This is a genomic window from Streptomyces sp. NPDC047081, assembly GCF_040643775.1.
Classification (GTDB): Bacteria; Actinomycetota; Actinomycetes; order Streptomycetales; family Streptomycetaceae; genus Streptomyces.
Genome location: NZ_JBEYUY010000039.1, coordinates 1 through 22,709, shown reverse-complemented (window position 1 = coordinate 22,709; position 22,709 = coordinate 1). Strand labels below are relative to the sequence as shown.

Sequence of the window (22,709 nt, the reverse complement as noted above, 5' to 3'; positions counted from 1 at the left end):
CGACCAAGGGGTGGACAACCAATCATCCCATGATTCTATGATGGACGCATGGCAAGCCAGGAAACCAGGACGACGACGTCCACGGCAGTACGGAGTTCGGCCGCGGACGAGCCCCAGCGACCCGCCACGCGCGCGTGGACGACGCGCCTCCTGGTCGTCGGCATCGTGCTGTCGGCCCTCAACCTCCGTCCCGCCATCACCAGCCTCGGCGCGCTCCTCGAAGAGGTCCGCGACGGGCTCGGCATGAGCGGCAGCGTCGCCGGACTGCTCACCTCCGTGCCGCCGCTCTGCTTCGCCGTCTTCGGCGTCACGGCCCCGCGCCTCGCCCGCCGCTTCGGCGCGGGCGCGGTGGTCTGCGCGGGCATGGTGGCCATCACCGCGGGCCTGCTCATACGGCCGTACGCGGGTGGTACGGCCGGATTCCTGGCCGCCAGCGCACTCGCCCTCATGGGCATCGCCGTCAGCAACGTCCTGATGCCGGTCATCGTCAAGCGCTGGTTCCCGGACCGGGTGGGCTCCATGACCGGCCTCTACTCCATGGCGCTGGCCCTGGGCACCGCGGCCGCGGCGGCGATCACGGTGCCCATGACCGACGCGCTGGGCGGCAGCTGGCAGACCGGGCTCGCGGTGTGGGCGGGGCTCGCGGCGGCGGCCGTACTGCCGTGGATTCCGTTCGTACGACGCCCGGGCGGGGCCGGGAGGCGGGAGCACGCGCGCGTGGCGGGCCCCGAGGCCTCCGCCGACGCGCACGCACGCGTGGAGGGCGCCGAGGGCTCCACTGATGCCCACGCGCGCGTGGAGGGGCCTGCGCTGCGGATCACCAGGAGCCGTACCGCCTGGGCGCTCGCCGTCTTCTTCGGACTCCAGGCCACCGCCGCCTACATCACCATGGGCTGGATGGCGCAGATCTTCCGGGACGCGGGCGTGGCCGCGAGCACGGCCGGACTGCTGCTCGCCGTCACGATGGTGATGGGCGTGCCGCTCGCCTTCGTCATCCCGCGCGTCGCCGCCAGGCTGCCCCACCAGGGTCCGATCGTGCTCGCGCTCGGTGCCTGCGGCCTCGCCGGTTACGCCGGCCTGTACTTCGCGCCGGCCGGCGGCGCCTGGGCCTGGGCGCTGCTGCTCGGCGTCGCCAACTGCGCCTTCCCGCTGGCCCTCACCATGGTCGGCATGCGGGCCCGCAGCGGCGCGGGCGTGGCCCAGCTGTCCGCCTTCGCGCAGAGCACCGGCTATCTGATCTCCATCCCCGGACCGCTCCTGGTGGGCGTGCTCTACCAGCACAGCGGCGGCTGGGGCCTGCCGATCGCGCTCATGGCCGCGCTGATGGTGCCGCAGATGGTGGTCGGCGTGCTGGCCGGGCGCGACCGCACGGTGGAGGACGAGGCGGCCCGCTGACCCCGGGGGAACCGCCCCGCGCGCGGGGTGCGAGACTTGCCGTATGCCAGTGCTCGACCCGAACCCCAAGAACGGCCAGAAGAAGATGCTGCTCGTCTTCGGCTCCTTCTTCGCCATCTTCGTGATCATCGCCGTCATCGCGACGATCGCCTCGCCCTGACGCCCGCACCGCCCCGGTCGGCGGTCGATGGTGGGGCTAGCCCCACCATCCCCTAGGGGGTGAGTGTCAGGGTCAACTGGGTGGACCTCCGGATGGGTTGGGGGCCGAGGAATCCGTAACTTCGAATCGTGACCGCGAGGCGCGGACCACGGACCACTCGAAGACCAGCGGAGGCACCCATGTCGGCCCCTACGTACACCCGGCCCCGCCCGGCGACCACGGGCGGCGTCGACATACGGCTCCCCTGGTGGGCCCTCGCCCTGCCGGCGCTCGCCTTCATCGTGCTCCTGGCCCTGATGCTGAACCCCACGGACGCGCACGCGGCGAGCGACCCCGCGATCACCCACCTCTTCGAGCGCGCCCAGCAGCTCCTGGCCCGCTGAGCACCGGCCGAGCCGCCGGTCAACTCCCTGCGCCCCATGGCCTGTTTCATGCGAAGCTGGGACCCATGAGCGTCGCAGAACCCCGCAGGATCGTCCTCTTCCGCCATGCGAAAGCCGACTGGCCACAGGTGACCGACCACGAGCGCCCCCTCGCCGAGCGGGGCCGTATGGACGCCGCAGTCGCCGGACGCAAGCTGACCGACACCGCCATCCCCTTCGACCTGGCCCTGTGCTCCACCGCGATCCGGACCCGCGAGACCTGGAAGCTCGCGGTCCACGAGTTCCCGCAGCGGCCGAAAACCGTCTACGAGGAGCGGATCTACGAGGCCTCGCCCGGCGAGCTGATCGCTCTGCTGAACGAGACGCCCGACGACGCGCAGAACGTCATCCTGATCGGCCACAACCCGGGCGTTCAGGGACTCGCCGACATCCTGGCCGGCGCCACCGAGGGCGACGCCCGCGAGCGGATGAACCGCCGCGGCTTCCCGGCCGCCGCCTTCGCCGTCCTCTCCTTCGACGGCTCCTGGAAGAGCCTGGAGCCGGGCGTGGCCACGCTGCGCGACTACTGGGCGCCGGAGGACTGAACCCGAGAGATGTGGAAGGGCCCGGCACCATCGCGGTGCCGGGCCCTTCACTGTCTGCGCCGTGGCCGGGTCACTGTTCGTCGTGCGTGTCCGCGGCTTCGACCTCTTCGCGGGTGACGCCGAGCAGGTACAGGACGGTGTCGAGGAAGGGCACGTTCACCGCGGTGTGCGCGGCCTCCCGGACGACCGGCTTGGCGTTGAAGGCGACTCCGAGGCCGGCCGCGTTCAGCATGTCCAGGTCGTTGGCACCGTCGCCGATCGCCACGGTCTGGGCGAGCGGTACGCCCGCCTCGGCGGCGAACCTGCGCAGCAGCCGTGCCTTGCCCGCGCGGTCGACGATCTCGCCGGTGACCCTGCCCGTCAGCTTGCCGTCGACGATCTCCAGGGTGTTGGCCTGGGCGAAGTCCAGCCCGAGCCGCTCCTTCAGATCGTCGGTGACCTGGGTGAACCCGCCGGAGACCACGCCGACCTGGTAGCCGAGCCGCTTCAGCGTCCGGATCAGGGTCCGGGCACCCGGTGTCAGCCGCACCTCGCTGCGCACCTTGTCCACGACCGAGGCGTCGAGCCCCTCCAGCAGCGCCACGCGCGCGTGCAGCGACTGCTCGAAGTCCAGTTCCCCGCGCATCGCGGCGGCGGTGACCTCGGCGACCTTGTCCTCGCAGCCGGCGTGCGCGGCGAAGAGCTCGATGACCTCGTCCTGGATGAGCGTGGAGTCGACGTCCATGACGACGAGTCGCTGGGCCCGCCGGTGCAGCCCCGCGGCGACGACGGCGACGTCGACACCCAGTGCCGCGGCGTCGGTCACCAGGGCGGTGCGCAGGGGTTCGGTCTCGACGCCGGACACCGCGAACTCGACCGCCGTCACCGGGTACTTGGCGAGGCGGAAGATACGGTCGATGTTGCCGCCGGCCTTGGTGATCCGCGCGGCGATCTGGGCGGTGGCCTCCGAGGTGAGGGGGTGGCCGAGGACGGTGACCAGTGAGCGCCCGAGTCCGCGTGGCCGGTTGTCGCCGCGGCCGGAGATGATCTCCGCCTGCATCTTCATGGACTCCGCCCAGCTGTGGACGGTGGCGCGCAGGTCGCCCTCCAGGCCGGCGGGCGGCTGGGTCACGAGCGCGCACAGCACGATCCGGCCACGGGTGACGACCTGCTCGATGTCGACCACGTCGACGGAGTAGGCGGCGAGGGTGTCGAAGAGGCCCGCCGTGATGCCCGGCCTGTCCTTGCCGAAGATCTTGACGAGGAGGGTGGGAACGTCAACGGGCACGTCGGGAACGTCGGGGGTCTGCGAAGCGCTCATGGTGCACCCACCGTATCCGGCACGCAGTGCCGACCGCCGCCGTGGTCCGCCTAGCGGACACGGAACAGTGGATGTCGACAGGGTGGCGAACACTTTACGCGCCGACCACTAGGGCAGTGGGGGAGTCGTTGGATGACGGCTGTCTCTTTGGCCGCGGGGTGGGTGAAGGGGCTGCGGTGCGGTGCGGGTCGCGTCACGGGCGGCGGACGGGTGGCGGGTGGATTGATCCCCCGGGCGCGGGTGGCGGGCGCGCGGAATGTTGGCCGAGCAGGGTGGACGAAGGGGAGCCGTGGGCGCGGGGGAGTGGCGGCACGAGGACGGCGAGCGGGGCGGGGGGCGGAGTAGGTGGGCGGGCGTGTGCTGGGTGGGTACGGGCAGTGCGCCGCCGCCGGTCAAGCGCATCGCTGAGGGTCGCCTCTGCGTGAAACGGTGACCGGCGGGCGTCTCCGGGGCGCCCGGGCCCGCCGGATCCGTGCCTCCAGGGGGCTTACTGATCCTCCTCGGGCCTCTTCGGGGGCGGAGGAGGCTTCGGTGGGGGTGGTGCCTCGTTGCGTGGGCGGTATCCGCGGCGGGGGCGGGGTGGCTGGCGCGGTGACCGGGGCGGGGGGCCGTCGTAGGGCCGGGCCTGGGTCGGGGCGCCGTACACGTCGGTGTTCCCGGCGTCGGGCGCCGACGTGTCGTCGGACTCCCGGGCCTCGTCGGACTGCCGCGCCCTGTCGTCCCGAGACCGCGCCCAACGCCCGAACCGCCCGGTCGCCTCGGGCCGACTTGTCGGATCGGGCCGCCCTCCCGGATCGGGCTGACGTCCTGCACCGGACTGGCCTGCCGCATCGGGCCGACCTACTGCACCGGGTCCACCGGTTGCGCCAGACCGCCCTGCCGGGCCGAAGCGAGCGGTTGCATCGGCCGGTCCGCTTCCACCGGGCTGCCCGCTTTCACCGGGCTGCCCGCTTTCACCGGGCTGCCCGCTTTCACCGGGCTGTCCGGTTCGGCCAGGGTGGCCGGTCCAACCTGACTGCTGGGCCCCGCCGGGCTGCTGGGCGCCACCCGGCTGCTGGACCCCGCCTGGTTGCTGGGCCCCGCCAGGCTGCTGAGGCCCGTCGGCCTGCCCGGCCCCAGCAGACCCGGCCCCACCGAACAGCCGCCCGCGCCGGTGCGGCGGCGAGCCCTCACCCGGTCGCGGGGCACCTGGAGACGGCCCTTCACCCGCCCATGGCGCCCCCGGAGGCGAACCCTCACTCGCCCATGGCGGGTCCGACGGCGTGCCCTGGCTTCCTCGGCCCGTGCCGGGCGGCGCGGCCGCGCCCGTCCAGCCCCCGCTCGGCGGTGCTCCATGGCCCGCGTGGCCTGGAGGCGTCCCCGGCCCCGTCCAGTGGCCGCTTGGCGGTGCTCCTTCGCCCGCCCCGCCCGCGCCCGGGGGCGTGCCCGCACCTGTCCAGCGCCCGCTTGGCGCTGCTCCCCCGCCCGCCCCGCCCGCACCCGGCGGAGCCCCCGCACCCGCCCGCCCCGAGCCCGGCGGCGATCCTCCACCCCCCTGCCCCCCGCCCGGCGGCGTCCCCCCACCAGCCCAGCCCCCCTCCGACGGCCGCGCATCCTCCGGTTCCCGAATCCCGTCCGGCAGTTGGAGATACGGGTTGGTGGCAGGGTTGGGCGGTCGATACGAGCTGCTCGGCGTGTACGGCCCCGAGGCCTCACCCCCACGCACCCCCGCCCCACCCGCAGGCGCTCCTGGTCCACTCGCAGGTGTTCCCGCCCCACCCCCAGGCATCCCCGCTCCCCCCGCAGGCATCCCGGCCCCACCCCCAGGCGCCCCCGACTCCCGCACATACTGCGGCTGCCCAGCACCCACACCCGTCGGCGCCCCGGCAGTCCCGGCCACCCCGCCCCCGAGTGCCAGCGGCGCCGCCCGCCTCCCCGCCGCCCCCGTCGCCCAAGCCAGCAACGCCCCGACGCCCCCCGCCCCCGCACCCCACAGCGCACCCAGGAGCAACGCCATCCCGAGGTTGCCGTGCAGTTGGATCCCGGCGCCGAACGCGTCGAACCCGAACACCGACAGCGAGGCATCCACCGACACCTCCGTCAGCCAGGCGAGCAGGGGCAAGGTCAACGCCGTAACAACCCCCAACCGCAAGGCACAACGCCCCGCAAACCCAAGAGCCCCCACCCTCGACGCACCGCCTGCAGACCCTGCAACTGCACCGCCACCGCTCTCCCACGCTCCGCCGCCCCGGGGGGCCCCAGCCCCCGCCGCACCACTGGCCCAGGCCCCGCCACCCTCAGCCCCCCAAGACCCGCCGTCCTTAGAGTCCCGCGCCCCCGGCCCCCAAGCCCCCGCAGCCCCCCAAGACCCGCCGTCCCCAGAGCCCCGCGCCCCCGGACCCCAGCCCACCGAGCCCCCGCGTTCCCCCGGTCCCGCCACCGCCCCGCTCCCGGCGCCCGTCCCTCCGGCCGAGGAACCCCCGGCCACCGCGCCGCTGCCTGCCGCAGCCCCGAGCCCCCAGCCCCCACCGGCCCCCACCGGCGTCCGTACAGCCGTAAGCACCCCCGCCAGCAGCATCATCAGTCCCGCCGCCACCGCCAGCAGCCACACCCTGCCGTCCAGGTCCGCCAGGCGGCCGATCGTCACCGACTGGTCCGTCTTCGCCGTGAGGAGGTCGTCCAGGGGGTCGGGGAGGAGTTTCGTCAGGGCTCCCGTCGCCTTGCCGTCGTACGGGACGAACAGGCCGATCGGGATGCCCAGCCACGTGCCGTTGGGGGCGCCGAGCAGTGCCGCTCCGAAGATCCGCTTGGGATGGTCGTCGCCGATCGCCGCGTACGCCGCCGCCGCGAGCCCCGCCGCGACCGCCACCAGGAGGACCGTGACCAGGGCCGAGGCCGCCGGGCGTACCACGCGGTGGACCGGCTCCCAGCCGGGCGGCAGTGGCGTACGGCGTGACGCCAGCAGGGCGATCAGGAGGATGCCGGCCGACCAGCCGAGGCCCCCGAGGAGCGTCGGCGCCGTGTCGACCGTGAAGCCGACCGCCGCCTTCGCGTTGATCAGGTTGCCGATGTTGTCCGGAAGCAGGCCACCGATGTCGCCCAGGTCGCCCAGCCCCGGGATGTCGACCCCACCCCCGCCGCCGCCCGCGCCGGGCAGCTTGTCCAGGCCCAGTGACGCGCCGTCGATCGTGATGACGTCGTGCCCGGCCCAGGCCAGCCCGCCCAGAGTCGCCACGAACAGGGCGACCACCGCGCCCGCGCGCGCGAGGAGTTCGGCCGGCGCGATCACAACTCCCGCCGCGCGCAGGGATCGTAGGAAGAACCAGGAGAGGAGCAGCGCGCCCACCAGGCTGACTCCCAGTGGCGTGATCGTGACCGCCGTGTGCGCCTCCGCGCCTTTCAGGCCGAATGCCGACACATCCCCGGACGGCGTCACCGAACCACCCGCCGCAAGAGCCACCGCAGCCGCGGTCATCGGGCCCAACGAGCCCGCCGAATCCGCCTCCAGCAGATGCAGCGCGAGCGCCGCCGTGCCCGCCATCCCGATCAACGCCCAGCTCACGGAGGCGATCGCGGACAGCAGGACATCTCCCCACGGCACCCTCGAGCCCCTGCTCACGGACCCGACACCCGACGACGCGCTCATGGCAGACCCCCCGATCCGCGGCGCGGCACGCTGGCCGCGCATGTCCCCCTCGCGTGGATTACCCACTCTCCGGGTCGGTTTCAACCCCGTCAACGGAACCGGACGACGCGTCCTTGCGTGGTCTTCAAAAGGTCCGACTTTCGGTCAGGGGGGCGAGCCTGAAATAGTTCCCGACGATGTTCGACATCCCTAGACTCCCTGTGTTGGGGGTAACTCGGGGGACTACTCAGTGGGGCATGGAGTGCCGGAACTCGTACTGGAATTGAATGGACGCACCTGGACGCTGGATCCGTCCAGGACGTACACCCTCGGACGCGATCCGCAGGGCGACATCGTGCTCGACGACGCCAGGGTCTCCTGGCGGCACGCCACGATCAGCTGGGTCGGCCGCAGTTGGGTCATCGAGGACCACGGCTCCACCAACGGCACCTTCGTGCAGGGCCAGCGGATCCATCAGATGGAGATCGGCCCCGGCTCGGCGGTCCACCTCGGCAACGCGAGCGACGGCCCGCGCGTCACCGTCTCCGGCACCGCCGCGGCCGTGTCGACGCCGCAGGCCCAGCCGCAGCAACAGCCGTACGCCGCCCAGGGCGCGGCCCCCGGCTGGGCGCAGCAGGCACCGCCGCAGCAGCAGGCGCCGCAGCAGCACGCGGCCCCGCAGGCCGGCTGGCAGCAGCCGCAGCCCCAGCAGGCCGCCGCGCCGATCCCGCAGCAGCAGGGCCCCGGTGGTGGCGCGGGGGCGCCGCCGGTCTACGGCGACCGCAGCCCGACCACGTTCCACCAGTTCTCCATCGGCCGCGTGATGCGCATCGGCCGTGCCCTGGAGAACGAGCTGGTCGTCTCCGACCTGCAGGTCTCCCGGCACCACGCCGAGTTCCACTCGACGCCCGACGGCCGCATGGAGATCCGCGACCTCGGCTCGCACAACGGCACGTACGTCAACGGCCAGCCGATCCCCAAGGGCGGGTCGCAGCTGCTCGGCCCCGCCGACATCGTCGGCGTCGGTCACTCGACGTTCCGTATCGTCGGCGACCGCCTGGAAGAGTTCGTCGACACCGGTGAGGTCTCCTTCTCGGCCCGCCATCTGACGGTCACCGTCGACGGCGGCAAGCAGATCCTCAAGGACGTCTCCTTCGGCGTACCGGAGAAGTCGCTGATCGCGGTCATCGGACCGTCCGGCTCCGGCAAGTCGACCCTGCTCAAGGCGCTCACCGGCTACCGGCCCGCCAACCAGGGCGACGTCCTCTACGACAACCGGAACCTCTACAAGCAGTTCGCCGAGCTGCGTCAGCGCATCGGTCTGGTCCCGCAGGACGACATCCTGCACAAGGAACTGACGGTCAACAAGGCGCTCAAGTACGCGGCCAAGCTGCGCTTCCCGGCCGACACCACGGCGCAGGAGCGCGAGAACCGCATAGACGAGGTGCTGCGCGAGCTGAAGCTCGACGTGCACAAGGAGAAGAAGGTCACCTCTCTCTCCGGCGGCCAGCGCAAGCGCGTCTCCGTGGCCCTGGAGCTGCTCACCAAGCCGTCCCTGATCTTCCTGGACGAGCCCACCTCCGGTCTCGACCCGGGCATGGACCGCGACGTCATGCAGCTGCTGCGCGGCCTCGCCGACGACGGCCGCACGGTCCTCGTCGTCACCCACTCGGTGGCCGAGCTCGCGCTGTGCGACAAGCTGCTGGTGATGGCCCCGGGCGGCTCCGTCGCCTACTTCGGCCCGCCGGAGGAGGCGCTGAACTTCTTCGGCTACGACACCTGGGCCGATGTCTTCTCCGCCTTCGAGAACTACCGCGACTACGACTGGGCCGGACGCTGGAAGGGCTCGCAGCACTACCAGATGTACGCCGCGGACATCGACGCGGTCGCACCACAGTCCGTACAGATGCCTCCGATGCAGGCGATGAAGCCGCCGAAGCCGCAGGGCTGGATGAGCCAGCTGGGCACCCTGGTGCGCCGGTACGTCTCCGTCATCGCCTCCGACAAGGGCTTCCTGGCGCTGACGGTGATCCTGCCGCTCGTCCTCGGCTCGGTCAGCCTGCTGATCGAGTCGGGCAAGGACCTGCTGGTCAACACGGAGATCAATCCGCAGACCCAGCAGCCTGTCCCGAACAGCACCGCCCAGACGGTCCTGCTGATCCTCGCGGTCGGCGCCTGCTTCGCCGGCGCCGCGAACTCCGTCCGTGAGCTGATCAAGGAACGGGTGATCTACGAGCGGGAGCGCGCGACCGGCCTGTCCCGGTCCGCGTACCTGATGTCCAAGGTCCTGGTGCTCGGCTTCATCACGGTGCTGCAGGGCCTGATGGTCGGCATGATCGGCTTCGCCAGCCGGGGGATCCCGAAGGAGGGTCTGGTCCTCGGCAATCTGACGCTCCTGGAACTCTGCATTCCGATCATGGCGCTGGGCTTCACCTCGATGATGTTCGGCCTGATCATCTCCGCCCTGGTGAAGACCTCCGAGAAGACCATGCCGCTGCTGGTCATGTTCGCGATCGTCCAGGTCGTCTTCACCGGCTGCCTGTTCGCGCTGAACGGCGCGATCGGCGTCAACCAGGTCTCGTATCTCATGCCCTCGCGCTGGGCGGTCGCCGCCGCGGGCGCCACGCTGGACTTCAACCGCATCAGCCCGCCCGGCAAGGGCAAGGCCAACGACCCGCTGTGGGAGCACACCGTCGGCGCCTGGACCATGGACATGCTCGCCCTGGTCGCCCTGGGCGTGATCTGCGCCTTCTTCGTGGCCCGCTTCCTGCGCCGCCACGAGCCGGAGGTCATGCGCAAGTAGGCACGCGCGTACGACGCCGAAGGGCGGCACCCGTCAGGGGGTGCCGCCCTTCGGCGTTCACGTACGAAGAGGTCCGCGCCGACCTCAGTACGCGCTGTTGACGTTGTCGATCGAGCCGTACTTGTCGGCCGCGTAGTTGGCCGCGGCGGTGATGTTGGCGACCGGGTCGTAGATGTTCCAGGACGTGCCGGAGACGTGGTACGCGTTGAAGGTCGGCTGGATGACCTGCAGCAGGCCCTTCGACGGGACGCCGTTGATCGCGTTGATGTCCCAGCCGTTGATGGCGTTCGGGTTGCCCGAGGACTCCCGGATGATGTTGCGGTACAGGCCGCTGTAGCTGCCCGGGATGCCCTTCGCCTTCATGATGTCGAGGCTGTGCTTGATCCAGCCGTCGAGGTTGTTGGCGTAGGTCTTGGTGGCGGCGGCCTTCTTCAGCGCGGCGCGCTTGGCGGACCGGCTCGCGGCCTCCTTGGCCTTGCGGGCGGCCTCGGCCTTCTTCTTGGCGGCGGCAGCGGCGGCCGCCCTCTTCTTCGCGGCGGCTGCCTTCTTCGCGGCGGCCTCGGCGGCGGCCTTCGCCTGCGCGCGGGCCTTGGCGGCCTCGGTCTTCAGGCTGTCGGCGGCGAGCTGGTCGGTGACGTTGGCCTTGACGTCCTTGAGCTGCTCGGAGCTGTAGGCCACGTGGGCCGGCGCAGCCGCCTCGCTCGTGGTGGTCTCGGCGTTGCTGGGCACCGCGGAGAAGGCGAGGGCGGCGGCACCGAGGGTGGCGACACCGGCGATCGCGATCTTGTGCTGGCGGGTCAGCTTGCGACTGTGACCGCGAGTACTGGAGTTCTTGGGCATGGCAGACGGACCTCTTCGAATAGCGCGGAGGTCGCTCGACGTCCGGCGGGGGGACACGGGTCCGTCCCGCACGAACGCCGCGGGGGAGACCCGCGGCGCTGAGCGACGGCAGCCATTCTTAGCGGCCGCAAAAAGCGGAGGCAAAGGTGTGACGTACGATCCCAGGTAGTTGATCCATGAAGGGCAAAACCGGACAGATTGGACCGTCTATCCCGCTCATGAGGTCAGTCCGTATCTCCTACCGACCTTCGTACGTGACGTGCGCCCTATGCGCGGGCTCACATCGAGGGCGTAACAGTCTCACCAGCAGTTGCTGGAGCAATGCTCTGCGTGAGGATCCTCCTCCGGGAGGAGGAGATGGACGTCCCCGAACTCGTGCCACAGGTAGAGCCCGCGCAGCGCCTCGTCGTAGCCGCGGTCGATCGCGGCCCGCCCGGCGATCGCCTCCAGCATCAGCAGATGCGAGGCCTCCGGCTCGTGCAGCCCGGTCAGCAGCCCGTCCACCACCCGCACCCCGCGCTCCGGGGTCACCACGAGGTCCGTCCACCCGGCACGCGCGCGTACGACGCCGTCCGGCCCCGCCGCCGACTCCACGGCCCGCACGGCGGTCGTCCCCACGGCCACCACACGGCCGTCCCCCGCCTTGACGGCATTGATCAGCCGGGCCGACGCCTCCGGCACCGAGAACCGCTCCGGATACGGCGGCTCGTGCGCCTCCTGCGAGGCCACGCCCGTGTGCAGCGTGATCGGCGCGAACTGCACGCCCCGGCTCACCAGCTCCGCCACCAGCCGCGCGGTGAAGGGCCGCGCGGCACTCGGCATCTCGGCGCTGCCGGCCCCGTCGGCGGAGGGCAGCGCGAACACCGTCTGATAGACGGACAGCGGCTGGTCCCGCTCCGTATAGGAGTACCGAATGGGCCGCCCGTGCTCCCGCAGCATCCCGAGCACCCCCGCCCCGGCGGTCCGCGCCCACCACAACCGCTCCCCGCACGCGCTCAGCGGCTCCTCCAGCACCAGCCGCACACCTCCGGGCAGCCGCACCTCCAACCCGGCGAGCCCGCCGACGCCCGGGCGGGCCGCGCCCGTCCACGCGCGCGTGGTCCCCTTCCCGTCGGGTTCCCGCAGCTCCACCGCCCACCGGCCGTCGTCCCCGCGCGTCGAGAAGTGCACCACTACGCGCGCGTGCCCGACCCGCCCGTCCACCGCGGCGGCCAGCGTCGGCGAGGTGTTGACGACGAGCAGGTCCCCGGCCCGCAGCAGCCGTGGCAGCTCCGTGAACGCGTGATGCGACACCTCCGTCCCACGCGACACCAGCAGCCGTACGGCGTCCCGGTCGAGCCCCGGACCGCGCTGCTCGGCCGGGATCCGCGCCGAGAGCTCCTCCGGCACCCTCACCGCCAGCGTCATCGCCCCTCCACCAGCAGCGACGGCGCCGAGTACCGCCCGCTCGCCGGCCGCTCGTCCAGCAGCCGCAGGAACCCGGGCACCACACTCGCCGGCGCCGGCCGCGGATCCCCGTCCTCCGGTACGGCCGCCGCGTACAGGTCCGTCGCCATGTCCCCGGGGTCCACCGCCCACACCCGCAGCCCGGGCTCCTCCGCGCCGAGCACCGCCGCGAGATGGTCCAGGGCCGCCTTGGACGCGCCGTACCCGCCCCAGGTCTCGTAGGCCTCGGCGGCCGCGTCCGAGCTGACCGCGATCACCGCACCCGCCCCGGACGCGCGCAGCAGCGGCAGCGCCTCCTGGACCAGGCCCAGCGCGGCCACCACATTCACCTCCAGCGCCGTCCGCAGCCCCTCCAGGGGCAGCCCGTCCAGCCGTACGAGCGGCTCGGCGCCCAGCGCGCTCGCGTTGTTCACCAGCAGATCGACACCGCCGAGCTTCCAGGCCGCCGCCACCAGCTCGGACCGGTGGGCGGCGTCCGTGACATCCCCGGGCAGCGCCGTCACGCGCGTGCCGTACGCGTCCAGCCCCGCCGCCGTCTCCCGGAGCACCTCCGCCGTCCTGGCGTCCAGCACCAGATCCCAGCCGCGCGCGGCCAGCGCCTCGGAGAGCGCCCGCCCCAGCCCCTTCGACGCTCCCGTGATGATCGCTACCGGCATGACCCACGTCCCCTCGTCTCGCCCGCCCCTCGATCGGCGGTGACTTCAACCTAGGAACCGGTCCGCCCGCGCCGCCTCGGACGCGGGCCGCAAAGCGCCGGGGCCCTTCGGCCTACGCCGCCGGTCCCGGGCCCGCGGACTAGGTCACCGGCCCTAGGCCCACCGGCCCGGTCACCGCCCCCACAGGTCCGATCCGCGCTGTCACACCCCGCCGGTACCGTGAGGTCATGAGTCAAGGCCCCCGGTCCGGCCTCGCCGCGGTCAGTGCCGCGCTGCTGGCCATGAGCAGGCATCTGGAGGTGCGCGACGTCCTCAAGACGATCGTCGCCTCGGCCCGCGAGCTGCTCGGCGCGCAGTACGCGGCGCTCGGCGTCCCCGACGACCACGGCGGCTTCGCCCAGTTCGTCGTGGACGGCGTCAGCGACGCGCAGTGGAAGGCCATCGGCCCGCTCCCGCGCCAGCACGGCATCCTCGCCGCCATGCTCCAACAGGCCAAGGCCGAGCGGCTGGCCGACGTGCGCAAGGACCCCCGCTTCGAGGGCTGGCCGTCCGCCCACCCCGACATGTCCGACTTCCTGGGCCTGCCGATCCGGGACGGCGACGAGGTCATCGGCGCCCTGTTCCTGGCCAACAAGCTGCGTCCTGTGGGGGGAAACCCCCCACACCACCCGAGCCCGAAACCGGAAGGCGGCTGCGGCTTCACCGAGGAGGACGAGGAACTGCTCGCCATCCTCGCCCAGCACGCCGCGATCGCCCTCACCAACGCCCGCCTGTACGAGCGCAGCCGCGAGCTGACCATCGCCGAGGAGCGCTCCCGCCTCGCGCACGAACTGCATGACGCGGTCAGCCAGAAGCTCTTCTCCCTGCGCCTGACCGCCCAGGCCGCCGCCGCCCTCGTCGACCGCGACCCGTCCCGCGCCAGGGGAGAGATGCAGCAGGTGGCCGCGCTCGCCGCCGAGGCGGTCGACGAACTGCGCGCCGCCGTCGTCGAGTTGCGCCCCGCGGCCCTCGACGAGGACGGCCTCGTCGCCACCCTGCGCACCCAGATCCAGGTCCTCGACCGCGCCCACACCGCGCGCGTGACCTTCGACAGCCACGGCGTGCGCGCCCTGCCCGCCGCCCAGGAGGAGGCCCTCCTGCGGGTCGCCCAGGAGGCCCTGCACAACGCCCTGCGGCACTCCGGTGCGGAGCACGTGGACGTGACCCTGGCCCGGCGCGGCATGGCCGCCGTCCTGCGGGTCACGGACGACGGCGGCGGCTTCGACCCGCACATGACACGGCGGGCGGGGCGCCACCTGGGCCTGGTGTCCATGCGTGACCGCGCGAGCGGGGTCGGCGGTGTGCTGACCGTGGAATCGGCGCCCGGGAAGGGCACCACGATCGAGATGGAGGTCCCCGGTGGCTGACGCAATCAGGGTGCTGCTGGTCGACGACCACCAGGTGGTCCGCCGCGGCCTGCGCACGTTCCTCGAAGTGCAGGACGACATCGAGGTCGTGGGCGAGGCCGCCGACGGCGCCGAGGGAGTCGCCCGCGCCGAGGAACTGCGCCCAGACGTCGTCCTCATGGACGTCAAGATGCCGGGCATGGACGGCGTCGACGCCCTCCGCAAGCTCCGCGAACTCGCCAACCCCGCGCGCGTGCTGATCGTCACCAGCTTCACCGAACAGCGCACGGTCGTCCCGGCCCTGCGCGCGGGCGCCGCCGGATACGTCTACAAGGACGTGGACCCGGACGCCCTCGCCGGCGCCATCCGCTCGGTGCACGCCGGGCACATCCTGCTCCAACCCGAGGTCGCGGGCGCCCTGTTGTCGCAGGAGGAGGCCAACTCGGGGCAGGGCAGAGGCGGTTCGCTCACCGAGCGGGAGCGCGAGGTGCTCGGGCTGATAGCGGACGGCCGCTCCAACCGCGAGATCGCCCGCGCCCTCGTGCTGTCCGAGAAGACCGTCAAGACCCACGTCTCGAACATCCTGATGAAGCTCGACCTCGCGGACCGCACCCAGGCCGCCCTCTGGGCCGTACGACACGGCGTGACCGGCTGAAACACGCCGTGCGCGACGGAGCGGCGGCGGCAATACGGAGGGTTCCGCTCCGGACTGAGATTCATACCGTCGTGGGAATGTCCCCCGGATGGCGCATCCTCTGTGGATCTCCGCCGTTCTCCAGTGCGTGCTGCGGCGACTGCCGCGGCAATCGCTAGGAGGGGTCAGAAGTGAAGAACCTGAAGAAGGCAGCGGCCGTGACGATGGTGGCCGGCGGGCTGATCGCCGCCGGGGCCGGGATGGCCTCCGCCACCGACGGCTCGCACGCCGACGGCCAGGCCGTGGGCTCCCCGGGCGTGGTCTCGGGCAACCTCGTCCAGGCCCCGGTGCACATCCCGGTGAACGCCGTGGGCAACAGCGTGAACGTCATCGGCGTGCTCAACCCCGCCTTCGGCAACCTCGGCCTCAACCACTGAGGTCCGCCGCCGGGCGGACAGCGACCTCCGGCCTCCCGGGCGCTCCCGGGAGGCCGGTCAGCTAGTCGTTCGAATGATCCGAACGGGCAGTTGGCGTCAGTTCTCCGTGCCATCGCCCCACCCTCCCGCGTTGAACAGCGCACGACCCGCGGCCGGGTCGTCACGTGATCGCAGGAGGAAGGCTTCTCATGAACATCGCCAAGAAGGCCGCCGTGGCCCTCACCGTCGCCGGTATCGCCACGGGTGCCGCTGCCGGTGCCGCTGTCGCGGACTCGAGTGCCGACGGCGCGGCCGTGAAGTCGCCGGGCGTCGGCTCGGGCAACCTCGTCCAGGTCCCGGTCCACGTCCCCGTCAACGTGGTCGGCAACACCGCCAACCTGATCGCCCTGCTCAACCCGGCCTTCGGCAACCAGGGCGCGAACGACTGACGTCGGCAGACGCGCACAGGGCCCCATTGGTCAACGGCGACCGGCGGGGCCCTTTCGCGTACGCGGCCGCAGGCACCGCGCCCGGCGCGGTCAGCCCCGCTCCCGCTCCTCCACATACGCGTTGTACGCCGCCACCTGCGCCCGCCGAGCCGTCCGCTCCACCGGCCGCAGCGCAGCACCCCGCGCCGCCATCTCCCCGGCGCTCACCGCACCCCCGTGCCCGTTCCGCGAAGCGAGCGACACCAGCAGCCCCACCCGCTCCGCCAGCTCGAGCACCCGCACCGCCCGCGGCGGATACCCCGGCGCCAGCGCCTCGCGCCCCCGCTCGGCCCGCGCCCGGTACGCGTCGATCGCCGCCTCCGCCACCGGCCCCGACCCGGCCACGTCCAGCCGCGACAACACCTCGGTCGCCTCCCGCAGCGCCTCCGCCAGCTCCCGCTCCGCCTCACCGAGCGAGGGCACATCGGCCGGCGGCGCCTCCCGCACCGGCAGGCAGTGCCACACGACCTCGACATGCACATCGCCGTCGGGCCCGGCCTCGTACACCTCGGGCACCAGCCCGAGCGCGGCGCCGTAACAGACGACCGCCTCCTCGGCCTCCATCGCCCGCGCGTTGAACTCCGGCGGTCCGCTCAGCCCCAGCGGATGGCCCGGCGCCGGCAGCGCGACCCGGAGCCCGGTCACCCCGAGTGCCCGCAGCCGGCCCAGCGCGAGTGTCAGCCCGACCTGCCCCGACTCGCCGGGCAACCCCTCCATCCGGTGCACGGCATCGTCCCCGACGATCGCCAGCACGGCGTCGTCCGGTGACACAAGTCCGGCCAAAAGGGCGTTTCCCCAAGCCGCGAGGCGTCCTGAACGTGGTTCCGAAAGCATGCCCCCACCCTAAGGACCGGACCGATGGAATGGACCGGCCGACCGGTGGCGTAGATTTCATCGAGGGCTGCGCCCGAAAGCGCGCGCACGACTGCCGAGACGCCGAGACCGGTCACACTGCAAGGGGAGACAACGCGCTCATGAGCGATGTTCTGGAGCTTGAGGACGTATCCGTGGTCCGCGAGGGCCGGGCTCTGGTGGAGGAGGTCTCCTGGTCGGTCAAGGAGGGCGAGCGCTGGGTCATCCTCGGCCCCAACGGCGCCGGCAAGACCACACTCCTCAACGTCGCGTCGAGCTACCTCTACCCCAGCAAGGGCACCGCGACCATCCTCGGCGAGACCCTCGGCAAGCCCGGCACCGACGTCTTCGAACTCCGCCCCCGCATCGGCGTGGCCGGCATCGCCATGGCCGACAAGCTCCCCAAGCGCCAGACCGTCCTGCAGACCGTCCTCACCGCCGCGTACGGCATGACCGCCGGCTGGCAGGAGGAGTACGACCAGATCGACGAGCAGCGTGCCCGCGCCTTCCTCGACCGCCTCGGCATGAGCGACTACCTCGACCGGAAGTTCGGCACCCTCTCCGAGGGCGAGCGCAAGCGCACCCTCATCGCCCGCGCCCTGATGACCGACCCCGAACTGCTCCTGCTCGACGAGCCCGCCGCCGGCCTCGACCTCGGCGGCCGCGAGGACCTGGTCCGCCGCCTCGGCCGGCTCGCCCGCGACCCCATCGCCCCCTCGATGCTCATGGTCACCCACCACGTCGAGGAGATCGCCCCCGGCTTCACCCACGTCCTCATGATCCGCCAGGGCAGGGTCCTCGCCGCCGGCCCGCTGGAACTCGAACTCACCTCCCGCAACCTCTCCCTCTGCTTCGGCCTCCCCCTCGTCGTCGAGCAGGTCGGCGAGCGCTGGACCGCCCAGGGCCTCCCGCTGTCCTGACTCCCCCCGAAAAGAAGCCGGTTGCGGGCATTCTGCGAAGAAGTCGGCAACGGGCTTTGCGCCCTGTCGGTGACGTGACCGGCGGTCATACCATGACCATGTGAACGACATCGACGCATGGGTGTGGTGGCTGGTCGGCGCGGCCGCGCTCGGAATCCCGCTCGTGGTGACGGCGATGCCGGAGTTCGGCATGCTCGCGGTGGGCGCCGTCGCCGCAGCGGGCTTCGCCGGCCTCGGCTTCGGCGCCGTGGCCCAGGTACTCGCCTTCGTCGTCGTGTCGGTCGCCCTCATCGCCGTCGTCCGGCCCATCGCGGTCAGGCACGGCACCCAACGCCCCCGACTCGCCACCGGCGTCGACGCGTTGAAGGGGAAGCAGGCCGTCGTACTGGAGCGCGTGGACGGCTCCGGTGGCCGGATCAAGCTGGCCGGGGAGGTCTGGTCGGCCCGCGCCCTCGACACCGGACGCGCCTACGAAGTAGGTCAGGAAGTGGACGTCGTGGAGATCGAGGGGGCCACCGCGATCGTCATCTGACCTCGTACGACTCAACTGAACCGAACAGCCCACGAGTTGTACTACGGTCTGTCAGACTCGACCAGCAAGATCTTCAACAACATAAGATCTTCCGAGAGCGCCGAGGCGGAGAAGGGTACGGGGAACGACGATGGAACCGGTCATCATCGTCCTGATCATTCTGGTGGTGTTGGTCTTCATCGCCCTGATCAGGACAATCCAAGTCATTCCACAGGCCAGCGCCGCGATCGTCGAGCGCTTCGGCCGCTACACGCGGACGCTGAACGCGGGCCTCAACATCGTCGTCCCGTTCATCGACACCATCCGCAACCGCATCGACCTGCGTGAACAGGTCGTACCGTTCCCGCCGCAGCCGGTGATCACCCAGGACAACCTGGTCGTGAACATCGACACCGTCATCTACTACCAGGTGACGGACGCCCGCGCGGCCACCTACGAGGTCGCCAGCTACATCCAGGCCATCGAGCAGCTCACCGTCACCACGCTCCGCAACATCATCGGCGGCATGGACCTCGAGCGCACCCTGACCTCCCGCGAGGAGATCAACGCGGCCCTGCGCGGAGTCCTCGACGAGGCCACCGGCAAGTGGGGCATCCGCGTCAACCGCGTCGAGCTCAAGGCGATCGAACCGCCCACCTCCATCCAGGACTCGATGGAGAAGCAGATGCGCGCCGACCGTGACAAGCGCGCCGCGATCCTCACCGCCGAAGGTACGCGCCAGGCCGCGATCCTCACCGCCGAAGGTGAGAAGCAGTCCCAGATCCTGCGCGCCGAAGGTGAGGCGAAGGCCGCCGCCCTGCGCGCGGAGGGCGAAGCCCAGGCCGTCCGCACGGTCTTCGAGGCCATCCACGCCGGCGACCCGGACCAGAAGCTCCTCTCCTACCAGTACCTCCAGATGCTCCCGAAGATCGCCGAGGGCGACGCCAACAAGCTCTGGATCGTCCCCAGCGAAATCGGCGACGCCCTCAAGGGCCTCTCCGGCGCGATGGGCAACTTCGGCCCCATGGCGGGCGGTTCGGGCGGCGGAGGCACGGACAAGACCCCGGAACGCCGAGAGAAGCCGTCGATCGACTGACCCGGACTTCTCCTGTACGAGACTGGGGCCCACCTCTCAGGAGGTGGGCCCCAGTTCACGTACCCTCTATGCGGCGTCGAGCGCCAGCCAGTCCGGCAGGGCCTCGAAGTCCTCGGTCCCCAGCGCCAGCAGCATCGCGTCCTGCGGTGTCGGCTCGAACGGCTGCCTAAGCAGCGGCATCCCCGCCTGCTCCGGAGTCCGGTCCGCCTTGCGGTGGTTGTCCTCCGCGCAGGAGGCCACCGTGTTGAGCCACGCGTCCTGACCACCCTGCGCCCGCGGCACCACATGGTCCACGGTCGTCGCCCTGCGCCCGCAGTACGCGCACCGGTGCCGGTCCCGGATCAGCACACCCCGCCTCGACCACGGAGCTTGTCTTCGGAACGGCACCCGCACATACCTGCACAGTCTGATCACCCGCGGCGCCGGTATGTCGACCGCGGCTCCGCGCATACGCAGTTCGGGGTGGGCCTGCTCGACGACGGCCTTGTCCTGGAGCACCAGAACGACGGCTCGATTCAACGTCACCGTAGACAGCGGCTCGAAGCTCGCGTTCAGCACCAGCGTGTCCCGCATCCAGCCCACCTCCCATGCTCACCGGCCCACCCCCTGGCGGGCTTGGATCAACTCTGGCCGGGCACGCCGAGATGGACAACGCAATAAAAACTGCCCGCCTCTGATCACTTCCATGACCAGAGGCGGGCAAACGTTCAATGAACGCTCGGCTTATTCAGCCCTCCGCGGGATTCTCGTACTCGCCGATGAGCTGGGCGCGCGCGATCGCGTGGAACCGCAGGTTGAAGCCGACATAGGCGGGAGAGGCGTCCGCATCCGGACCGAGCTTCTCCTGGTCCACGGCGTACACCGTGAACACGTACCGGTGCGGCCCGTCCCCGGGCGGCGGCGCGGCCCCGCCGAAGTCCTTGCTCCCATAGTCGTTACGAGCCTGCACCGCACCCTCGGGCAGCCCCTCGAACTTCCCGCTGCCCGCACCCGCCGGCAGCTCGGTCACCGAGGCCGGGATGTCGAACACGACCCAGTGCCAGAACCCGCTGCCCGTGGGCGCGTCGGGGTCGTAGCAGGTCACGGCGAAGCTCTTGGTCTCGGCCGGGAAACCCTCCCACCGCAGCTGCGGCGAGGTGTTGCCGGCCGCGTAGACCTGAGCGTCCTTGAGCGTGGCGCCCTCCTGGACGTCCTCGCTCGTCACCGTGAACGCCGGCACGGGCGGGTGGAAGTCATGGGGGAGCGGCCGCCGCTTGAGCTCGGTCACCTCGGTACCTCCTGAACGATTACTGGAACCAGTGCTTCCCGAGCCTAGAACCAGTTGCGCTTGCTGCCGACCTCGGACAGCCACTGGTTGAGGTACGCCGCCCAGTCGGTCCCGTGGAAGTCGTGCAGACCCACCTGGAAGGACCGGAACGTGTCACTGCCCTCACTGAACAGCCCCGGCTTCTTGTCCATCTCCAGCACGACGTCCATCGCGTGCTCGTCGGCCACGAAGCTCAGCTCGACCTGGTTCAGCCCGCGGTACTGCGACGGCGGGTAGAACTCGATCTCCTGGTAGAACGGCAGCCGCTGGCGCGTGTTGCGGATGTGACCGCGCTCCATGTCCGCGTTCTTGAAGCGGAAACCCAGCTGGATGAAGGCGTCCAGGATCGCCTTCTGCGCCGGCAGCGGGTGCACGTTGATCGGGTCCAGGTCGCCGGAGTCGATGGCACGCGCGATCGCCAGCTCCGTCGTCACCCCGATGTTCATCCCACGCAGCGCCTGCCCGTCGATCATCGTGATCGGCGTCTCCCACGGGATCTCGAGCCCGAACGGCACGGCGTGCACGGCGCCCGCCTGCAGCTCGAAGGCGCCACCGAGCCGCACCTTCGTGAACTCGATGTTCTGCTTGTACTCCTCGTCGCCGCTCTCCACCTCGACCTTGGCCTGCAGGCCCACGGACAGGCCCTCGATGTCCTGGTTCACGGACCCGCCCTGGATCCGCACCTCACCCTGGACGACGCCGCCCGGCACGACGTTGACCTCGGTCAGCACGGTCTCGACCGAAGCCCCACCGGCCCCCAGGCTCGCGAGCAGCTTCTTGAACGCCATGTCTCTCCCTAAACGAGTGGACCCTTTACGAGTGGACCCTTGATCCCTACAAACGCGATCCGGGTACGACCGGTTCCGCGCCCTCACCCTGGCAAGCAGACCGAAGCTTGACCACCCCTTGGCCCACACCCGCCTGGACTAGGCTCGGGCGCCATGATCGCGCCTGTGGACCGTACGCCACTCCCCAGGGAGTTCTTCGACCGCCCCGTCCTGGAAGTCGCCCCCGACCTCCTGGGCCGCATCCTCGTGCGTACGACACCGGACGGTCCGATCGCGGTGCGCCTCACGGAGGTCGAGGCGTACGACGGTGAGAACGACCCCGGCTCCCACGCCTATCGGGGCCGCACGGCCCGCAACGGAGTGATGTTCGGTCCGCCTGGGTACGTCTACGTCTACTTCACCTACGGCATGTGGTTCTGCATGAACCTGGTGTGCGGTCCCGAGGGCCGTGCGAGCGCGGTCCTGCTGCGGGCCGGGGAGATCGTCGAGGGCGCCGAGCTCGCGCGTAAACGTCGACTCTCGGCCCGAAATGACAAGGAACTGGCCAAAGGCCCGGCACGCCTGGCCACGGCCCTGGACGTGGCCCGCGACCTCGACGGCACGGACGCGTGCGCGCCGGGGGACACCCCCTTGCGCATCCTGACGGGCACTCCGATCACCTCCGACCAGGTACGCAACGGTCCGCGCACCGGAGTGGCCGGCGACGGGGGCGTTCACCCCTGGCGCTTCTGGGTCGCCAACGACCCCACGGTGAGCCCTTATCGGGCCCACGTTCCGAGGCGTCGCCGAAGTTGACGCGTCCTTGGAAGGTGCGTAATGTAGCCCGAGCCGCTTGAACCGGGTACGGCAATCGCCAGCAGCCGGAAGCGGCCAAACCACTACCAACGATCACCCCTCAGCGGGGGCGAATTCGGCATGTCCGCATGCCCGAATTCGAACTCGCGGAACTCGATTATGAGTTGCCGGGGGAATCGGCTAACGTAGTGAATGTCGAAAGGCCCCGCCGACAGGGAATCAGGCCCGAAAGGATCTGATAGAGTCGGAAACACCGAAGGGAAGCCCGGAGGAAAGCCCGAGAGGGTGAGTACAAAGGAAGCGACCGTTCCTTGAGAACTCAACAGCGTGCCAAAAATCAACGCCAG

At 71.2% G+C, this 22,709-nt stretch carries 22 protein-coding genes and 1 pseudogene; 13 read left to right on the top strand and 10 right to left on the bottom strand.

Going from position 1 to position 22,709, the window contains the following annotated elements; translation table 11 throughout:
* The first annotated feature begins 48 nt into the window (after positions 1 to 48).
* The 4 genes from ABZ848_RS43815 (at position 49) to ABZ848_RS43800 (ending at position 2,522) form a co-directional block, all read left to right on the top strand.
* Positions 49 to 1,395: a CynX/NimT family MFS transporter gene (locus ABZ848_RS43815; protein WP_360841180.1), complete on the top strand. Its 1,347-nt coding sequence runs from the start codon at positions 49 to 51 to the stop codon at positions 1,393 to 1,395.
* Positions 1,396 to 1,438: 43 nt separating this feature from the next.
* Positions 1,439 to 1,555: an SGM_5486 family transporter-associated protein gene (locus tag ABZ848_RS43810; RefSeq protein ID WP_278197078.1), complete on the top strand. Its 117-nt coding sequence runs from the start codon at positions 1,439 to 1,441 to the stop codon at positions 1,553 to 1,555.
* Positions 1,556 to 1,734: 179 nt separating this feature from the next.
* Entirely contained in the window at positions 1,735 to 1,938 is a 204-nt protein-coding gene (locus tag ABZ848_RS43805) for a hypothetical protein (RefSeq protein WP_360841178.1), read from the top strand.
* A 65-nt stretch (positions 1,939 to 2,003) separates the two neighbouring features.
* On the top strand, positions 2,004 to 2,522 hold the full coding sequence (locus tag ABZ848_RS43800; protein ID WP_360841176.1) for a histidine phosphatase family protein: 519 nt from the start codon (positions 2,004 to 2,006) through the stop codon (positions 2,520 to 2,522).
* Positions 2,523 to 2,592: 70 nt separating this feature from the next.
* On the opposite strand, the gene serB is transcribed toward ABZ848_RS43800, so the two are convergent.
* A complete protein-coding gene (gene serB / locus ABZ848_RS43795) occupies positions 2,593 to 3,822 on the bottom strand; it encodes a phosphoserine phosphatase SerB (RefSeq protein ID WP_360841175.1) in 1,230 nt (409 codons plus the stop codon).
* 1,615 nt (positions 3,823 to 5,437) lie between these two features.
* Positions 5,438 to 7,447, bottom strand: a pseudogene (locus ABZ848_RS43790) (streptophobe family protein); the annotation flags it as partial.
* 241 nt (positions 7,448 to 7,688) lie between these two features.
* On the opposite strand from ABZ848_RS43790, the gene ABZ848_RS43785 reads away from it, so the two are divergent.
* On the top strand, positions 7,689 to 10,229 hold the full coding sequence (locus ABZ848_RS43785) for an FHA domain-containing protein (RefSeq protein ID WP_360841173.1): 2,541 nt from the start codon (positions 7,689 to 7,691) through the stop codon (positions 10,227 to 10,229).
* 84 nt (positions 10,230 to 10,313) lie between these two features.
* Here the strand turns inward: ABZ848_RS43785 and ABZ848_RS43780 are convergent, their stop codons facing one another.
* The 3 genes from ABZ848_RS43780 to ABZ848_RS43770 all read right to left on the bottom strand — a co-directional run bounded on the left by ABZ848_RS43780 (position 10,314) and on the right by ABZ848_RS43770 (position 13,171).
* Positions 10,314 to 11,069, bottom strand: a complete 756-nt coding sequence (locus tag ABZ848_RS43780) for a transglycosylase SLT domain-containing protein (RefSeq protein WP_360841171.1) — start codon at positions 11,067 to 11,069, stop codon at positions 10,314 to 10,316.
* A 300-nt stretch (positions 11,070 to 11,369) separates the two neighbouring features.
* The gene (locus tag ABZ848_RS43775) at positions 11,370 to 12,476 is read right to left on the bottom strand and encodes an S-adenosylmethionine:tRNA ribosyltransferase-isomerase (RefSeq protein WP_360841169.1); all 1,107 of its coding nucleotides are present in this window, start codon (positions 12,474 to 12,476) and stop codon (positions 11,370 to 11,372) included.
* Complete coding sequence (locus tag ABZ848_RS43770) at positions 12,473 to 13,171, bottom strand: SDR family NAD(P)-dependent oxidoreductase (RefSeq protein WP_360841168.1); 699 nt, start codon at positions 13,169 to 13,171, stop codon at positions 12,473 to 12,475. Before ABZ848_RS43770 ends, ABZ848_RS43775 begins: the two co-directional genes overlap by 4 nt.
* Positions 13,172 to 13,398: 227 nt before the next feature.
* On the opposite strand from ABZ848_RS43770, the gene ABZ848_RS43765 reads away from it, so the two are divergent.
* From ABZ848_RS43765 to ABZ848_RS43750, 4 genes are all read left to right on the top strand, one after another.
* Entirely contained in the window at positions 13,399 to 14,577 is a 1,179-nt protein-coding gene (locus ABZ848_RS43765) for a GAF domain-containing sensor histidine kinase (RefSeq protein WP_360841166.1), read from the top strand.
* On the top strand, positions 14,570 to 15,211 hold the full coding sequence (locus ABZ848_RS43760) for a response regulator transcription factor (RefSeq protein WP_360841165.1): 642 nt from the start codon (positions 14,570 to 14,572) through the stop codon (positions 15,209 to 15,211). The genes ABZ848_RS43765 and ABZ848_RS43760 overlap by 8 nt, the downstream gene beginning before the upstream one ends.
* A 170-nt stretch (positions 15,212 to 15,381) precedes the next feature.
* On the top strand, positions 15,382 to 15,627 hold the full coding sequence (gene chpE / locus ABZ848_RS43755) for a chaplin ChpE (protein ID WP_360841163.1): 246 nt from the start codon (positions 15,382 to 15,384) through the stop codon (positions 15,625 to 15,627).
* A gap of 188 nt (positions 15,628 to 15,815) precedes the next feature.
* Positions 15,816 to 16,055 carry a chaplin gene (locus ABZ848_RS43750; protein ID WP_360841162.1) on the top strand — a complete coding sequence of 80 codons (240 nt, stop codon included), beginning with the start codon at positions 15,816 to 15,818 and terminating at the stop codon, positions 16,053 to 16,055.
* Positions 16,056 to 16,145: 90 nt separating this feature from the next.
* Here the strand turns inward: ABZ848_RS43750 and ABZ848_RS43745 are convergent, their stop codons facing one another.
* Positions 16,146 to 16,928 (bottom strand): hypothetical protein, encoded by a 783-nt coding sequence (locus ABZ848_RS43745; protein ID WP_360841160.1) that lies wholly within the window; start codon positions 16,926 to 16,928, stop codon positions 16,146 to 16,148.
* Between the two features lie 140 nt (positions 16,929 to 17,068).
* On the opposite strand from ABZ848_RS43745, the gene ABZ848_RS43740 reads away from it, so the two are divergent.
* The 3 genes from ABZ848_RS43740 (at position 17,069) to ABZ848_RS43730 (ending at position 19,473) form a co-directional block, all read left to right on the top strand.
* Positions 17,069 to 17,866, top strand: coding sequence for an ABC transporter ATP-binding protein (locus ABZ848_RS43740; protein WP_360841159.1), 798 nt, complete (start codon positions 17,069 to 17,071; stop codon positions 17,864 to 17,866).
* A 100-nt stretch (positions 17,867 to 17,966) separates the two neighbouring features.
* A complete protein-coding gene (locus tag ABZ848_RS43735; protein ID WP_360841158.1) occupies positions 17,967 to 18,398 on the top strand; it encodes an NfeD family protein in 432 nt (143 codons plus the stop codon).
* A gap of 130 nt (positions 18,399 to 18,528) precedes the next feature.
* Positions 18,529 to 19,473, top strand: a complete 945-nt coding sequence (locus ABZ848_RS43730; protein ID WP_360841156.1) for an SPFH domain-containing protein — start codon at positions 18,529 to 18,531, stop codon at positions 19,471 to 19,473.
* 66 nt (positions 19,474 to 19,539) lie between these two features.
* Here ABZ848_RS43730 and ABZ848_RS43725 read toward each other — a convergent pair whose 3' ends face one another.
* The 3 genes from ABZ848_RS43725 to ABZ848_RS43715 all read right to left on the bottom strand — a co-directional run bounded on the left by ABZ848_RS43725 (position 19,540) and on the right by ABZ848_RS43715 (position 21,567).
* Complete coding sequence (locus ABZ848_RS43725) at positions 19,540 to 20,046, bottom strand: HNH endonuclease (protein WP_360841154.1); 507 nt, start codon at positions 20,044 to 20,046, stop codon at positions 19,540 to 19,542.
* A gap of 154 nt (positions 20,047 to 20,200) precedes the next feature.
* On the bottom strand, positions 20,201 to 20,740 hold the full coding sequence (locus ABZ848_RS43720) for a YbhB/YbcL family Raf kinase inhibitor-like protein (protein ID WP_360841152.1): 540 nt from the start codon (positions 20,738 to 20,740) through the stop codon (positions 20,201 to 20,203).
* Positions 20,741 to 20,784: 44 nt separating this feature from the next.
* Positions 20,785 to 21,567 (bottom strand): sporulation protein, encoded by a 783-nt coding sequence (locus tag ABZ848_RS43715; protein ID WP_242774234.1) that lies wholly within the window; start codon positions 21,565 to 21,567, stop codon positions 20,785 to 20,787.
* Positions 21,568 to 21,720: 153 nt separating this feature from the next.
* On the opposite strand from ABZ848_RS43715, the gene ABZ848_RS43710 reads away from it, so the two are divergent.
* Positions 21,721 to 22,362 (top strand): DNA-3-methyladenine glycosylase, encoded by a 642-nt coding sequence (locus ABZ848_RS43710; protein ID WP_360841151.1) that lies wholly within the window; start codon positions 21,721 to 21,723, stop codon positions 22,360 to 22,362.
* 83 nt (positions 22,363 to 22,445) lie between these two features.
* Here the strand turns inward: ABZ848_RS43710 and ABZ848_RS43705 are convergent.
* Positions 22,446 to 22,709: hypothetical protein (locus tag ABZ848_RS43705; RefSeq protein ID WP_360841150.1), on the bottom strand; the 264-nt coding region annotated here is incomplete at its 5' end.